The organism is Micromonospora sp. DT41, from assembly GCF_049841715.1.
Lineage (GTDB): Bacteria > Actinomycetota > Actinomycetes > Mycobacteriales > Micromonosporaceae > Micromonospora > Micromonospora profundi.
This window is the reverse complement of sequence record NZ_JBNCKU010000007.1, coordinates 136,811-152,031: the sequence shown is the minus strand read 5'-3', so window position 1 is coordinate 152,031 and position 15,221 is coordinate 136,811. Positions and strand designations below refer to the sequence as shown.

The following is a 15,221-nucleotide window of genomic DNA, read 5'->3' as shown; positions in this document are numbered from 1 at the left end:
GCACCGGCCCGCTGAGGGAACACCGGACAGACGAAACCGCCTGCCGACGTCGTGGTGACGTCGGCAGGCGGTTCCGATGACCTGTTACGCCTCGTGGGTGGCGACGATCTCGCGCCGCTCCGCGAAGTGGCAGGCGCTCGGGTGGTCCGAGTCGCGTCGGACCTCCAGCAGCGGAACCTGCTCGGCGCAGATGTCCTGCGCCTTCCAGCAGCGGGTCCGGAACCGGCAGCCCGAGGGCGGGCTGATCGGCGACGGCACGTCACCCGTGAGCCGGATGATCGTCTTGTTGTTCCGCTGTGTCGGGTCCGGCACCGGCACCGCCGAGAGCAGCGCCTGGGTGTACGGGTGGGTCGGCCGCTCGTAGATCTCGTCCTCGGTGCCGATCTCGACGATCTTGCCGAGGTACATCACCGCGACCCGGTCCGACAGGTGGCGGACCACCGAGAGGTCGTGCGCGATGAAGACGTACGACAGCCCCAGCTCGCTCTGCAGCTTCTCCAGCAGGTTCATCACCTGGGCCTGGATGGAGACGTCGAGCGCCGAGACCGGCTCGTCGCAGACGATCACCTCAGGGCGCAGCGCGAGCGCGCGGGCGATGCCGATGCGCTGGCGCTGACCGCCGGAGAACTGGTGCGGGTACCTGTTGATGTGCTCCGGGTTGAGGCCCACCAGGTCGAGCAGCTCCCGGACCTTGGTGCGCCGGCTGCCCTTCGGTGCCACATCCGGGTGGATCTCGAAGGGCTCGCCGATCAGGTCACCGACAGTCATCCGCGGGTTCAGCGAGGTGTACGGGTCCTGCATGACCAGCTGGATCTGCCGACGCAGCCGCCGCAGTGCCCCACCGGAGAGCTTGGAGATGTCCTGGCCCTTGTAGACCACGCTGCCCGCGGTCGGCTTCTCCAGGTTCATCAGCACCCGCGCGAGGGTCGACTTGCCGCAGCCGGACTCGCCGACCACGCCGAGCGTCTCACCAGTACGCAGACCGAACGAGACCCCGTCGACGGCCTTGACCTGACCGACGGTCTTCTTGAACACCACACCCTGGGTGACGGGGTAGTGCTTGACCAGGTCACGGACCTCGAGGATGTTCTCAGACACGGTTCACCAGCTCCTCGGCGAAGTGGCAGGCGCTGGCCCGGGCAGGACCCACCTGCAGCAGCGGGGGGATCTTCTCCCGGCATACCGGCTGAGCCATGGGGCAACGCGGGTTGAACGGGCAGCCCGGCGGGATGTTCATCAGGTTCGGCGGCAGGCCCTTGATCGTCCGGAGCTGCTGCCCCTTCTCGTCCATGCGCGGGATCGAGTCGATCAGACCCATCGTGTACGGGTGCGCCGGCTTGGCGTACAGGTCGTACACGTCGGCTTCCTCGACGATGCGGCCCGCGTACATGACAGCGATCCGGTCCGCGACGTCGGCGACCACACCGAGGTCGTGGGTGATCAGGATCATGCCCATCTGCCGCTCACGCTGGAGCTCGGCGAGCAGGTCCATGATCTGGGCCTGCACCGTCACGTCGAGCGCGGTGGTCGGCTCGTCGGCGATCAGCACCTCCGGGTCGAGCGCCAGCGACATCGCGATCATCGCGCGCTGCCGCATACCGCCGGAGAACTGGTGCGGATAGTTGCTGAACCGGCTCTTGGCGTTCGGGATCTTGACCTGGTCGAGCATCTCGATCGCGCGCTTCTTGGCCTCGGCGCGACCCATGCCCCGCCGGACCCGGAACTGCTCGGCGATCTGGAACCCGACGGTGAAGACCGGGTTCAGAGCGGAGAGCGCGTCCTGGAAGATCATCGCGATGCCCTCGCCGCGGATGCGGCGGCGCTCCTCCTGGCCCATGCTGAGCATGTCCTTGCCATGGAAGCGGACCTGCCCACCGGTGACGAAGCCGGGCGGCGTGTCGAGGATGCCCATGATGGTCTGTGCCGTGACGCTCTTACCGGAGCCGGACTCGCCGAGCACGGCAAGGGTCTCCCCCGCGTCGACGTGGTACGTGACCCCGTTGATGACCTTTGCGACGCCGTCCCGGGTACGGAACTCCACCCGCAGGTCGTCGACCTCGAGCAACCGGCCGGAGGGACGTCCGGAGCCGCCGGTTCCCGGCGCGGACTGCTCGGACACGAGAATGTCGGACAACTGGATCTCCCCTAGCGGAGTTTCGGATCGAGGGCCTCGCGGACCGCCTCGCCGAGCATCACGAAGCTCAGCACTGCGGCGACGAGGAACGCGGCGGGGAAGAACACCAGACCCGGCGCGACCCGGATGAACTGCTGCCCGTCGCTGATCATGATGCCCCAGGACACCACCGGCGACTTCAGGCCGACGCCCAGGAACGACAGCGTTGCCTCGGCGCCGATGAACGAGCCGACCATGATCGTGCCGTATACCAGCAGCGGGGCCAGGCAGTTCGGCAGCAGGTGCTTGAGGATGATCCGCCCGGTGCCGGCACCCAGTGCGCGGGCCGCCACGATGTAGTCGGCCTCCTTGGTGGCGAGCACCGAGGAACGCATCAGGCGCATGACGACCGGCCAGCTCAGCACGACCAGGGAGACGATCACCAGGCCCATGATCTCGGCCTTGCTGTTGCTGGTGCCCGAGCCGTTGAACGTGGTGAGGATGACGATCGCACCCAGCACGAACGGCAGGCCGAAGAAGACGTCGGCGATGCGGCTGAGCAGGGCGTCCACCCAGCCACCACGGTAGCCGGCGATGATGCCCATGGTGCCACCGACAAGCAGTGTGCCGATCACGGAGAGCACGGCGACCACGATGGAGGCACGCGCGCCGTAGATGACCCGGGCGTACACGTCCCGGCCCTGCACGTCGTAACCGAACCAGCCGTCCGCGCCCGGCTTGACCAGGCTGCGGGACAACGCGCCGTTGACCGCGTCGCCCGGGGCGAACAGCGCCGGGAAGGCGGCCATCAGCAGGAAGATCACGATCAGCGTGGACGAGATCCAGAACAGCGGCTTGCGTCGCAGGTCACGCCAGGCATCCCCGAGCAGGCCACGCGGCTTCTCGTTGCTCTGCGGCGCGCCGGTGGCAGGGGTGCCCGCCTCGGTCGGCTGCGCGGCAGGGGTACTGACGATCGATGCGGTACTCGGGTCACTCATAGCGGATCCTCGGGTCCAGGGCGGCGTAGAGCAGGTCAACCAGCAGGTTCATCACGAGATAGACCAGCACCAGGACAACCACGATCCCTACCACGGTAGCGCTTTCCTTGGTGACGATCGCACGGAAGACCTGGCGCCCGATTCCGTTGATGCCGAAAATGCCCTCGGTGACGATCGCGCCGCCCATCAGGGCACCGAGGTCGGTGCCGAGCAGGGTGACCACGGGGATGAGCGAGTTGCGCAGCAGGTGCACGCCCACCACCCGCCGCATCGGAAGGCCCTTGGCGATGGCGGTACGCACGTAGTCGGCACGGCGGTTCTCCGCGATGCTCGTTCGTGCCACCCGCGCGATGTATGCCACTGACGCGCTACCGAGCACGAAGCCCGGCACGATCAGTTCGGAGAACCGCATCTCGGAGGAGACGGTCGGCTTGATGATGCCCCACTGCACGCCGAGCAGCCACTGGAGCACGAAGCCGATGACGAACACCGGCAGCGCGATCAGGAAGAGGGTCGACACCAGAACGAGGTTGTCGAGGAAGCCGTTGCGCCGCAGGCCGGTCAGGACGCCGGCGCCGAGGCCGATCACGGCCTCGATGGCGAGGGCCACAAGGGCCAGCTTCAGCGTGTTCGGGTACGACGTGAGGATGATGTCGCTGATCTCGCGCTGCGAGAACGTCTGACCGAAGTCGCCCTGCAGCAGGTTCTTCATGTAGCTGGCGTACTGGACGACAACGTTCTGGTCCAGGTTGTACTTCTCGGTCATGAAGGCGATGTACTGGTCCGGGCAACGGCGCTCACCGCACTTGCCGGCGAACGGATCTCCCGGAACGGCCCAGACGAGGGCGTAGATCAGGAACGTCGTCCCGATGAAGACGGGCACGAGTTGGAGCAGCCGCCTCAACAGATAACGGCCCATGGGGTGGTCCTCCAGACAAGGGGCGCGTCGGACGGCCGACACGGGGTGACAACGTGCGAGTGCGTGTGGTGACACCCACTCGCGGAACGGCCCCGGGTCGGGCTCACCGGATGTGGCGAGCCCGACCCGGGGTCAGACCGTTCGGATCAGAGCTCGACCGAGGTGATGTCGAGTTCGCCGACGTTGGTCAGCTCGAGCTTCTTGATCTTCTCCGAGTGGCCGGACTGCTGGCCGTAGAAGTAGACCGGGATGCTCGGGACGTCCTTGTCGACCAGCTCGACGGCCTTGGCGAACGCCTCGTGGGAGGCCTCCAGGCTCGGCGCGGCGCTGGCCTGCTTGGCAAGAGCGTCGACATCCTTGTTGCTGTAGAGGCCGTCGTTCGAGGAACCACCGGTGATGAAGAGCGGGTTGACCCAGTTCTCCACGTCCGGGTAGTCCTGCTGCCAGGCAGCGCGGTACAGACCAGTCATCTTGTGGGCGTTGATGTTCTGGCGGAAGACCGCGAAGGTCGGCACGCCCTCAGCCCGAGCGTCGATGCCGAGGTTGGTCTTGATCTGCTGGGCAACGGCGTCCATCCAGTCCTTGTGGCTGGAGTCGGCGTTGTAGAACAGCACCATCTCGCCCTTGAAGCCGCCGGCCTCGTCCAGCAGCTGCTTCGCCGTGGTCGGGTCGAACTTGCAGGCGGTGCAGTTACCCGGCTTGGCGCCCGGGGTCAGCGGGTTGGCCCAGCTGTCGGCCGGCTTGCGGGTACCGAAGAAGATCTTGTCCGAGATCTCCTGCCGGTTGATCGACAGCGACACGGCACGACGCAGGCGCGGGTCCTGGAAGCGCTTGTCGTAGATCGGGAACGCGATGAAAGCGGTCGACGGCGTGACGGTCGAGATGCCCCGGTCACCGAGGTCGGTCTTCCACTTGTCACCGGCGAGCGCCGAGGTGGGGACAACCTCCATGAAGTCGAGGTTGTTCGCCAGCAGGTCGTTGTAGGCCGCCGTCTCGTCCTGGTACAGCTTGACGTCGACGTCCTTGATCTTCATCTTGTCGCGCAGGTTGTAGTCATCGAAGCGCGTGAGCTTGATGAGGACGTTGTCGTCCCACGACACGAACTTCACCGGGCCGTTACCGATCGGCTTCTTGCCGAACTCCTCGGGCTTCATGGTGAAGAAGGCGTCCGGCAGCGGCATGAAGGCGCTGTAGCCGAGCTTGGTCGGGAAGACCGCGGTCGGGGCAGCCAGCGTGACCTCGAAGGTCTGCTCGTCGATGACCTTGAGACCGGACATCTCCTTGGCCGACGGCTCCGGGGCCTTCTGCGGGCCGTCCGGGCCATCCGGGTCCGAGGTGTAGGTCTTGTCGAAGCCGTCGATGTCCGAGAAGAAGGTGCCGTTCTGCGCACCGTTCGGGGAGTAGGCGGCCCAGTTCCAGGCGTCGACGAAGTTCTTCGCCTTCACCTCGGTACCGTCGTGGAACTTGGTACCCTTCTTGATCTTGATCGTGAAGACCTTGGAGTCCTTGGTGTCGATGGACTCGGCCAGCGCGTTGCGCGGGGCCCCACCGTCGTTCGGGTACTCGACCAGGCCGGTCCACAGCCAGTCGATGACCTTGCCACCGCCGGTCTCCGTGGTGTTGGACGGGACCAGCGGGTTCTCCGGCTGGACGCCGTGGATGACGATCGAGCCGTCCTTGCTGGCGGCGGCGTCGCCGTCACCGTCACCGCTCGAGCAACCACTCGCGACAAGCGCGGCAGCCGCGCTGAGCGCGATCGCGCTCGTCGCCCGCTTCGAGACTCTCATTCCGAGGGGCCTCCTCTTTCTAACCTGGTTCCGTCGTGGGTTTCACGCACGTTTTGGGGGTGACACCGCCCGACCACCCCGGGGCGGGGGTCGCCGGGACCACAGGGAAGCTGGGGACACCCCTGATGTTCCGATCCGCCGGGCTCCCCACCCGACGGGGCACGACTCTACGCAGGCATCACGACCACGAATCGCCGGGAAACAGCGGAGGTCGTGGTCGCGAGCCGTGCGGAGTGCCCTACACCGAGGGTGAGGTGTTGCCACTGTGACACCTACCTGCCGGTTCCGTGAAGGTGCCGTTATCAAGACGTTAGTTGCCCGCCACGTTGCCGATACTTGAAAAATGATCATAAAACCGGCCACTCAAACAGCTCTGACCAGGAGAAACGTGGCTAGCCGGACGTCGCCGCACGACCTGGGTCCGGGCATTCTGTGAGCTTTCCCGCGTCCCGTCCCGGCACATTCGACGTCAGCGCGCAGCCCTGCTATTTGGCCATCCGGACGATGTCGACCTCGTCTGCACGGGTGTCATCACCGGCCGGGCGGATGAAGACGCCGAGGTAGGCCGTCTGATCATCGGCGGGCGACGGTGCCGCCGCTCTCGATCGACACCCGCAACCGAATTACCTACCCGATGCGTCGGCCCAGCGGCCGGAGCCGTGGCCGTCACGGCGCCGAAGACATCGACCGGGCCATCCTCGTCACGGGCGGAGAAGACATCAGCCCCGGCACCGCGAGAGCGGGCCGGGGCCGAAGGCGAAACAGGTAGGGGGCGGATCACACCAACCGACGGTCCGCCGCCCAGCGGGAGAGTTCGTAGCGGTTGGACATCTGGAGCTTGCGCAGCACGTTCGACACGTGCGTCTCCACCGTCTTGATGGAGATGAACAGCTCCTTGGCGATCTCCTTGTACGCGTAGCCCCGCGCCAGCAGCCGCAGCACCTCCCGCTCCCGGTTGGTGAGCTGGTCCAGCTCCGGGTCGGCCACCGGGGCGTCCGGCCGGGCGGCGAAGGCGTCCAGCACGAACCCGGCCAGCCGTGGGCTGAACACCGCGTCACCGTCGGCCACCCGGCGGATCGCCGCCGCGAGCTCGTCCGGCGAGATGGTCTTTGTGACGTACCCCCGGGCACCGGCCCGGATCAACCCGATCACGTCCTCCGCGGCGTCGGACACGCTCAGCGCCAGGAACTTGACCTGCGGGTGGCTGCGCCGCATCGCCTCCAGCACCGCGCGGCCACCGCCGTCGGGCATGTGCACGTCGAGGAGCACCACGTCCGGGGCGACGGCAGCGATGCGGGTGACGGCCTCGGCCACAGTGCTCGCCTCGCCCACCACCTCCACGTGGGCACCCAGCTCCGCGCGTACGCCGGCACGGAACATGGCGTGGTCGTCCACCAGGAACACCCTGAGCCGCTCGGGGCGGTCGTTCGCCGGGTCCAGGTGCTCCGTCGGCTGCTCGGACATGGTCATTTGTTCCTCTCCGCTGCGGACGAGTCCCGGGAGATCGGCAGGATCAACCGGACCTCGGTCCCCTCCCCCGGACCGGACCGTATTTCGGCCCGTCCGCCGTGCCGCTTCATCCGCCCGATGATCGAGCCGCGTACGCCGTGCCGGTGGTCCTCCACGGTATCCGGGTCGAAGCCCGCACCTCGGTCCCGGACGAAGACGCTTACCTGGTCGGGCTCCACCTCGGCGTAGAGCGACACGGTCTGCACGCCGGCGTGCCGTGCGGCGTTCACCAGTGCCTCCCGCGCGGCGGCGACGAGCGCGCCGACCCGCTCGTCGGTCTCCCGGTCCCCCACCACCACCGCCTCCACGGTGATGGCGAAGGTGTCCTCGACCTCGGCGGCGGCCTGCTCCAGGGCGGCGGCGAAGCGCTCGTTCGGCGACGCGGTGGGCTTGTAGAGCCAGTTACGCAGCGAGCGCTCCTGCCCGCGGGCCAGCCGCTGCACCGTCTTGACGTCACTGGCGTTGCGCTGGATCAGGGCCAGCGTGTGCAGCACCTGGTCGTGCACCATCGCCGCCAGCTCGGCCCGCTCCTGCTCGCGGATGCGGCCCTCCCGTTCCGAACGGAGCTGGCTGTACGTGCGCCACAGCACCGGCGCGGCGACCACACCGACGCCGGCCAGCCCCACCAGCGCGAAGATCACGCCGTTGATCACCGCGTCGAAGTTCTGCGCCGGCGAGTAGACGGCGGCGACGCCGATGATGCCGACCGCGACCAGGATCCCGCCGCCGATGAACCGGAGGACGAAGGCCCGCCGGTCACTCTCCTCCACGACCGCACCGAGCCAGGGCACCGCCATCGTGTCGCCCCACTGCCGCCGCCGCTCGGGCGCGGACTGGTGCCAGATGACCCCCGCGCCGACCGCGATGATCGCCACCAGCCAGCCTGCGGTGCCTGCCGCCCCCACCGAGTCGAAGACCATCACCTGGATCAGCAGGACGCCGAGCCCGATCCCGACGAACGGCAGAAGCTGCCCCACGTCGCGTCGAGGTGGCACGGCGGTGTCACCGGGCCGCAGCGGCACCACCGCCCAGAACGCCGCGTAGAGCAGCAGGCCGAGCCCGCTCAGCCCGAGCAGCACCATGAAGGCGACCCGCACGCGCAGCACCGAGATGCCGAGGTGGTCGGCGATGCCCGCAGCGACCCCGGCGGCCATCCGATGCTCGGGTGCGCGGTAGAGGCGCGGTGGCGTGGTCACGGTGCTGATCGGAGGCTCCCTGGTCACGGTGTGGTGGATGGGCGAGGTCGGTGCGTCCGATCGTCACACGCTGCGGCGTCCCACGACCACGGGGAGCCCCCCGACATTCCGGAGGCCCGGATCTCAGGGTGGGGTCAGGGTCGGGTCCTGAGGTCGCTCGGGCGCAGTGGGCAGCAGGATCGACCTATGACCGAGGAAGCTGCCCCGTCGCCCCGCCCCGGGTCGTCACCGCCGGGCGGTTCAGCACCGCCCGCACCAGCCACGACACCCGCCGGCTGGACCGAGCCCACCACGTTCGGCCCGCCCACCAGCGCCGGCCCGACCGGCGGACCGACACCGAGCGCCCCGTCCGGCACGTATGAATCCGCCGGTTCCCAGCCGGGCACGGGCCAACACCCCGGTGGCGGCTTCCAGCCGGGCGCGACCGGCTCCGGGCCCGCTGCCGGGTTCGCGGCGGGCACGGGATACGGACCCGGGTACGGAGCGGGCGGTGGCGCCGGCACGCCGCCACCCGGGCCGGGGGGACCGTCGGTCGGCCCGCTGGGGGGCAACGGCTTCACCTCGCGGTACGGGCTGGTCAGGCCCCGCGACGGCCGCTACCTGGCCGGCGTCTGTGCGGCGATCGGACGGGCCACAAACACCGATCCGGTGCTCTGGCGGGTACTGCTGGCAGTCCTCGGCTTCTTCGGCGGCATCGGCATCCTCGTGTACGTCGCCGCCTGGCTGATCATCCCGAACGAGGGCGACACGGCGTCCCCGGTGGAATCCATGCTGGGCCGCGGCCGTTCCAGCATGTCGCCGGTGACAGTCATCGTGCTGAGCATCCTGGTCGCGGCAAGCTTCGGCTACATCGTCACGGACGCCTTCCGCGCGGTGCTGCTCGGCGTTGCCATCCTGATCGGCGGCGCCCTGCTGCTCAACCGGGACGGCCGGGGGCCACAGCCCGGAACTCCGGTTGGCACCCCGCCCGGCCCGGCCGGCACGCCACCCGGGCCGGTCCCGCCGGTTGCCTGGCCGGCACCGGCGCACGGTGCGGCACCGCCCGCCGGCCCGCTCGCTACGGCACCGCTGTCCGGCGGTGACCCGGCGTACGCCACCACGACCGCACCACCGACCGCCCCCGCCTACGCGGCACAACCCTCGACCGCCGCGCAGCCCGCGACCGCGCAGCCGGCGACCGGCCAGCCGGTGACCGAGCAGCCGGTGACCGAGCAGTCGGTGTACGAGCAGCCGACGACCGAACAGCCGGTATCCGGGCAGCCGGTGACCGGGGCGCCTGCCGACTCGACGGCTCCTTCGCCGGCGGGCTTGTCGGCTCCCGCGCCGACCTGGCCCAGCACGGGCACGTCCACTTGGCCCAGCACGGGCACGCCGACCACCGGCACGCGCAGCGCCAGCTGGCCGTCGGCTCCGGTGACCGGCGCGCCAACCGGTCACCGGAGCGCGGCGACACCGGGCGGCTACCGTCCCCCGTTCGCGCCGCACGGCCCGTACGCCTCGGCGACTCCGGCCGCGTCCCCCCCGCCCAAACCACCGAAGCCGCCGAAGCGGCCCCGGGAGCGTTCGCCGCTAGGCGCGGTCACCTTCTCGTTGATCTTCCTGGCCCTCGGTCTGGTCGGTCTGCTCGACCTGCTGGACGTCTTCACCTTCGGCGCGTCGGCGTACTTCGCGGCCGCGCTGGCAACGGTGGGGCTGGGGCTGCTGGTCGGCACCTGGTTCGGCCGGGCCCGCTGGCTGATCGCGCTCGGTCTGGTGACCGCAGCCGCGCTGGGGACGGCGACGGTCGCCGAGTCCTACGACCGGATCCGCGGCGTCGACGGCGCGGTCACCTGGGCACCAACCGATCACCGCGACCTCGCCGACCGGTACGAGAACAGCTTCGGCGACGCAGTGCTCGACCTGCGGGGGATCGACTTCACGAAGCAGGAGAGCCAGGTGACCGTGCAGGTCAACTTCGGTCACGCGACAGTTGTCGTTCCCCCGAACGTGGACGTGACGACGGTGGCAGACGTCAACGCGGGCGACGCCATCATCTTCGGCAAGCGCTCCGGCGGGCTTGACGGCGAACTGCGGGAATCCACCGACCTCGGTGCGGACGGCGCCGGCGGCGGAACACTGCGCCTGTACATCCATGTCAACGCCGGCAACCTGGAGGTGACCCGGTGAAGGCTCACCGCACTGATCTGATCTCGTTCGCCTTCGGGCTGCTCTTCCTCGCCCTCTCGGCCTGGTGGCTGCTCGCCCAACTGCTCGGGCTCGTCCTGCCGCCGGTGGGCTGGTTCCTGGCCGGCGCGCTGATCCTGATCGGCGTTTTCGGACTGGTCGGCGCGCTGCGCTCCGGCCAACCAGGCCGTCCGACGCCGGACGACGCCGCACCGAACACTGTCGGTGCCGAGCCCGGGGCACCGACCTCCGGGGCACCGACCCTGGCCTTCGGCTCGGCGCCGACCTGGGACACTCCCTCGCCATCACCGGCACCGGAAGCGCCGACCTGGGACGCTCCCCCGTCACGACCGGCGCCGGAGGCACCGACCTGGGGCGCACCCCCGCCACTATCGACGCCGGAGACGCCGACCGCCGAACTGCGGACGCCACAGGCATCGACCCCGCAACCGTCGACGGCGGACGTGATCCACCCCGCTTGGCTGGCCCATCCGCCCGCCGAACCGGAACCAGCGGCTGAGACGGCGGAACCGTCGACGGAGGCAGAGCCACCGACGGAGGCGGCGGGCGCGCCGGTCTCCGGTCCACCCGAGGCCGGTGCTGGTGTCGAGGCTGGGGCCGACGGGCCGACCCGGGTCGACCTCCGGCAGCCCGACGTCGACCCGGCAGACGAGCGGAAGGGCCCGCAGCCGAAATCGTGACCATGGTGTCGCCGCCGACCGCACTGCCGCACCACCACGGCAGTGCGGTTGGCGCGCGCAGGCGCATATGCTGGCCGCTGGAGAGATCTCGCCTCCGCCGGCCGGCCCGTCCCGCCGTGACGGCCCCGCCGCGATTCCCGTCTCTACCCCCGTCAGGAGCCCGCCCGACATGACGCAGTCCCCCGCCGTGCGTACCACCGGCCGGTCCGGTCCGGTCCGCATCGGCGAGCGAGCCGCCCGTACGCTCGTGGCCGAGCTGGCCCGGATGAACGACCCCAAGGCCGCCCTGCTGGTCGGCGCGAGCCCGGAGTCCGCGGTGCTGGCCGCGGCCATCGAGGCGCTGCTCCCCGGTGACCGGCTCACAGTGGTCCCCGCCGAGACGTCCGACGCCACCGCGCTCCGCGAGCACGTCACCGCCCAGGGCCGCTGGGTCGCCGACCGGGTACGCGTGGTCGACTCGCTGCCCGAGGCGGAGGCCGCAGCGGTGGTCATCGCCGGTGAGGCGTTCACCGGCACCGCCGAGGAGACCCGCAGCGCCATCGACGGGCTGGCCAAGCACCTGACCGACGGCGCGGTGCTCAGCGTCGCCACCCCGGCGACACCGGGCCGGACCACCGGCGCCGCTGCCGAGCTGGCCAGGCAGGACGCCCTCTACGGCGTCGGCGCCGACCTCGTGGTGCGCAACGTGCCTCCGGTGCGCGTCTACCGGCTGCGTTTCACCACGGCTGCTCCCGCTGCGGCGGACCGGTTGGCTCCGGCGTACCGGCCGTCGAGCGTGCCGCTGGTCCGAGGCATGCACATCGACTCCAACGGGGTGGCGGCGGCGGGCATCACGCTGGGCCTGGCCGCACTGGCCCGGGTGGCGCGGCCGTCCTCCAAGCTGTGGCTGCTGCCGGCACTGGCCGCCGGGCCGGTCGCCGCGTTCTTCCGCGACCCGGAGCGGGACGTACCCGAGGATCCGAACGCCGTGGTGGCAAGCGCGGACGGCAAGGTCCTGTCGGTGCAGCGCCTGCACGACGAGCGTTTCGGCGACGCCGAGTGGCTGCGCGTCGCGGTGTTCCTGTCGGTGCTTGACGTGCACGTCAACCGGTCTCCGGTCGCCGGCAAGGTGGTCGACTACTTCGTGGCCGACGGCGGTTTCGTCAACGCCATGAAGCCGGATGCCGAGCACAACGTCGCCGCGTACACGGTGTTGGACACCAGCCACGGCACGGTGGTGGTCGCGCAGCGGACCGGCCTGATCGCCCGGCGGATCGTGCAGCGCGCGCCGATCGGCGCGCTGCTGGCCAAGGGCGAGCGCTTCGGGCTCATCCGGTTCGGCTCGCGGACCGACGTCTACCTGCCGGCCGACGCCGCCGAGCCGCTGGTGGGGCCCGGCGACAAGGTCGTCGGCGGCTCCACTGTCATCGCCCGCTGGCGCTGACCCACGACGAGCGAAACGGGGCGCCGCTTGTCAGCGGCGCCCCGTTTCGTGTGCTCGGAGGTTTCGGGTGCTCGGGTCAGGCGGTGCGACGCTGGCGCAGCCAGAGCACCGGCCCGCTGACCAGGTAACCCACCACGATCAGGACGAACGTGAGCTGGACGTCGACAAGCGCGCCGACCACCGGGGCAAGCCACAGCCACGGCGGCAGCTTCACCAGGCGGGCGAGCTTGGCGTACGGGAAGCTGGACACCATCGCGAAGGCGAGCAGCGCCACCCCGGCGACAAGCACGGGGCCGGGCACCGGCACGCCGATCGCCACGGTCACGGCAAGCACCGCCGCCGCCATCGTGGTGGGGACGCCGGAGAAGAACCGGCCGTCCTTCGGCGAGACGTTGAAGCGGGCCAGCCGGATCGCGGCACAGGCTGCGACCAGGGCGCAGGCCACCGCGGCCGCAGCCGTCGGAACGGAGCCGGCGAGCGACGCGTAGACCACCACGGGTGCCGCGAGGCCGAACGAGCACATGTCGGCAAGCGAGTCCATCTGAGCGCCGAACGGGCTGGCCACGCCGAGCCGGCGAGCCAGTGCGCCGTCGAGACCGTCGAAGGCGACGCAGGCGATCAGGCAGAGCGCGGCGATCTGCACCTGACCCTGCATGGCAAGGAAGATCGCCAGCATGCCGAGCATCAGGCTGGCAAGCGTGCAGGCGTTGACCAGTGCGAACTTCATCCGGCGGGCGACAGTGCGCTCCCCAGGGAGCAGCGGGATCGTGCTGGACGACGCCTCGTCGGCGTACGCGCTGGGCGGCAGCGCCGGGCTGACCGGCGTCACCGCCTCGATCTCCGCCCGGCTGGCGGTAAGCGACTGCCGGTTGAGCCGGTCCAGGCCGTAGCGGCGACGCTGCCGCTCTGCGTACCGGTGCTCGGGCAGCGCGAGGTCGGTGGGGCGCAGGTCGCCGTCGCGGCGGCCCACGCGAACCAGAAGCACCTGGCGGGCGAACGTGCTGCTGCGGCGCAACCGGCCCGCCCAGCGACGCCCGGCGGGGCGCGGACTGTCAGTCGTACGACGCCGGCGCCATGGGGCTCTCGGCACGTTTCCTCCATCACCGGATCGGCTTACCGCCGTGGGGGCGGGTGTCCGGTCATCTAGTGCCGGACCTTGCGTGGGCCCGGCAGCCGTTCTGCGGAGTACACCATCGCATAGGGGAATGTGGCTTGGCGATAGCTGCCGGCGGTACTTGTAGGCTTAAACCGCACGAATCGCTGTCTTATTCCCATCCCGGGCTTCATCGCCCGTTTCCTCCATCATTCCCACCTCTGACTGTACCGGAGGGTCACCATCTCGGCTCGTCGAGCGGAGGGCTATCGGCCCAGCTGCCCGATTGCCATCGCCGCAACCCCTGTCAACGACAGGCCGGCAATCTCGGCCCGGGTGAACCAGCCGGCCCGAGCAGTCGAGCCGCCTGCGGATTCCGTCACCACCGCGTCGGTAGGTACGTCCACGAGCACCCGATAGATCACCCGGACGCCATGCCAGTCCAGTGGACGGCCCTCCGGGCCGAGCGCGGCGGGGTTGTGCAGGTTGTCCACCCCGAGCAGCTCCACCACCCGGCCCAACTGACCGCACTCCTCGACCAACTCACGGAGCAGCCCCGTGGTCGGCTGCTCGCCGTGATCGGTGCCGCCGCCGGGCAGGTGCCACTTGCCGGACCCCGGGTAGCCGGTGGCGATCTGAGTGAGCAGGATCCGTCCCGCCGGATCGGTGACCAGCCCGTACGCCCCGAAGCGGAGGCGGCGGTCGGCGTTCGGGACCGGATCGGGCGGTGGCATCCGGGGAAGACCGGCGGGCAGGGGTGACACCGGCAGCCCGAGCATCTCGGCGGTGAACGGCATCAGCGGTAGGGCCGCCTCATCGGGACTGAACCAACCCAGCTCGTCGGTGCCACCGGCGGGCTCCGGCCGAAGGTCGCCACCTGTCGCCTCGACCTCGAAGATCAGCCGGTCGGTGTGCACCCTGACGTCGGCGTGGACGGCGTCGGCGTCGGCGTCGGCGTCGGCGTCGGCGTCGGGGAAGGTGGCCACATCGGCGACGGCCGCGCGGATCGCGCCCACCGTGACGGCGAGCCCGGTCCCCACTGCGAACTCGCGCTCGACCGCCCGGGCCGGGTGCTCAGCGTGCTCGACCCCACCCCCGGGAAACTGCCACACCCCCGGACACGGGGAGGTCTCCGACCCACGCGCCAGCAACACCCGCCCGCGCTCGTCCCGCAGCACTCCGTACGCCCCGACCTGTCGCAACTCCCGCACCTGCCGCCCCCACCCACGCGCTTCCCGCCCACCCGCCAGTGTCATCGATCATGAGGTTAGCGGGGCCGGGACAGACAGATCACCCCGTCAACCTCATGATCAACAACG

General features: G+C 70.0%; 11 protein-coding genes and 1 pseudogene. 3 read left to right on the top strand and 9 right to left on the bottom strand.

The window, feature by feature from the left end:
• Positions 1-84: 84 nt before the first annotated feature.
• The 7 genes from ACLQ23_RS15625 to ACLQ23_RS15595 all read right to left on the bottom strand — a co-directional run bounded on the left by ACLQ23_RS15625 (position 85) and on the right by ACLQ23_RS15595 (position 8,549).
• Entirely contained in the window at positions 85-1,098 is a 1,014-nt protein-coding gene (locus ACLQ23_RS15625) for an ABC transporter ATP-binding protein (protein ID WP_355590689.1), read from the bottom strand.
• Positions 1,091-2,119, bottom strand: coding sequence for an ABC transporter ATP-binding protein (locus ACLQ23_RS15620; protein WP_355591378.1), 1,029 nt, complete (start codon positions 2,117-2,119; stop codon positions 1,091-1,093). The genes ACLQ23_RS15625 and ACLQ23_RS15620 overlap by 8 nt, the downstream gene beginning before the upstream one ends.
• A gap of 26 nt (positions 2,120-2,145) precedes the next feature.
• Complete coding sequence (locus ACLQ23_RS15615; RefSeq protein ID WP_355590686.1) at positions 2,146-3,111, bottom strand: ABC transporter permease; 966 nt, start codon at positions 3,109-3,111, stop codon at positions 2,146-2,148.
• Complete coding sequence (locus ACLQ23_RS15610) at positions 3,104-4,030, bottom strand: ABC transporter permease (RefSeq protein ID WP_355590683.1); 927 nt, start codon at positions 4,028-4,030, stop codon at positions 3,104-3,106. Before ACLQ23_RS15610 ends, ACLQ23_RS15615 begins: the two co-directional genes overlap by 8 nt.
• Positions 4,031-4,176: 146 nt before the next feature.
• The gene (locus tag ACLQ23_RS15605; protein WP_355590680.1) at positions 4,177-5,817 is read right to left on the bottom strand and encodes a peptide ABC transporter substrate-binding protein; all 1,641 of its coding nucleotides are present in this window, start codon (positions 5,815-5,817) and stop codon (positions 4,177-4,179) included.
• 777 nt (positions 5,818-6,594) lie between these two features.
• Positions 6,595-7,281 (bottom strand): response regulator transcription factor, encoded by a 687-nt coding sequence (locus tag ACLQ23_RS15600; protein WP_355590677.1) that lies wholly within the window; start codon positions 7,279-7,281, stop codon positions 6,595-6,597.
• 2 nt (positions 7,282-7,283) lie between these two features.
• On the bottom strand, positions 7,284-8,549 hold the full coding sequence (locus ACLQ23_RS15595) for a PspC domain-containing protein (RefSeq protein WP_355590674.1): 1,266 nt from the start codon (positions 8,547-8,549) through the stop codon (positions 7,284-7,286).
• A 159-nt stretch (positions 8,550-8,708) separates the two neighbouring features.
• On the opposite strand from ACLQ23_RS15595, the gene ACLQ23_RS15590 reads away from it, so the two are divergent.
• The 3 genes and pseudogenes from ACLQ23_RS15590 to ACLQ23_RS15580 all read left to right on the top strand — a co-directional run bounded on the left by ACLQ23_RS15590 (position 8,709) and on the right by ACLQ23_RS15580 (position 12,809).
• Entirely contained in the window at positions 8,709-10,688 is a 1,980-nt protein-coding gene (locus tag ACLQ23_RS15590; protein WP_355628998.1) for a PspC domain-containing protein, read from the top strand.
• Positions 10,685-10,939, top strand: a pseudogene (locus ACLQ23_RS15585) (hypothetical protein); the annotation flags it as partial. The gene ACLQ23_RS15590 and the pseudogene ACLQ23_RS15585, both read left to right, overlap by 4 nt.
• Positions 10,940-11,555: 616 nt before the next feature.
• Positions 11,556-12,809 carry a phosphatidylserine decarboxylase gene (locus tag ACLQ23_RS15580; RefSeq protein ID WP_355590668.1) on the top strand — a complete coding sequence of 418 codons (1,254 nt, stop codon included), beginning with the start codon at positions 11,556-11,558 and terminating at the stop codon, positions 12,807-12,809.
• A gap of 76 nt (positions 12,810-12,885) precedes the next feature.
• Here the strand turns inward: ACLQ23_RS15580 and ACLQ23_RS15575 are convergent, their stop codons facing one another.
• Together ACLQ23_RS15575 and ACLQ23_RS15570 are read right to left on the bottom strand one after the other, a co-directional pair.
• On the bottom strand, positions 12,886-13,824 hold the full coding sequence (locus ACLQ23_RS15575; RefSeq protein WP_355591375.1) for a CDP-alcohol phosphatidyltransferase family protein: 939 nt from the start codon (positions 13,822-13,824) through the stop codon (positions 12,886-12,888).
• A 344-nt stretch (positions 13,825-14,168) separates the two neighbouring features.
• Positions 14,169-15,158, bottom strand: coding sequence for an NUDIX hydrolase (locus tag ACLQ23_RS15570; RefSeq protein ID WP_425880756.1), 990 nt, complete (start codon positions 15,156-15,158; stop codon positions 14,169-14,171).
• Between the last annotated feature and the right edge of the window lie 63 nt (positions 15,159-15,221).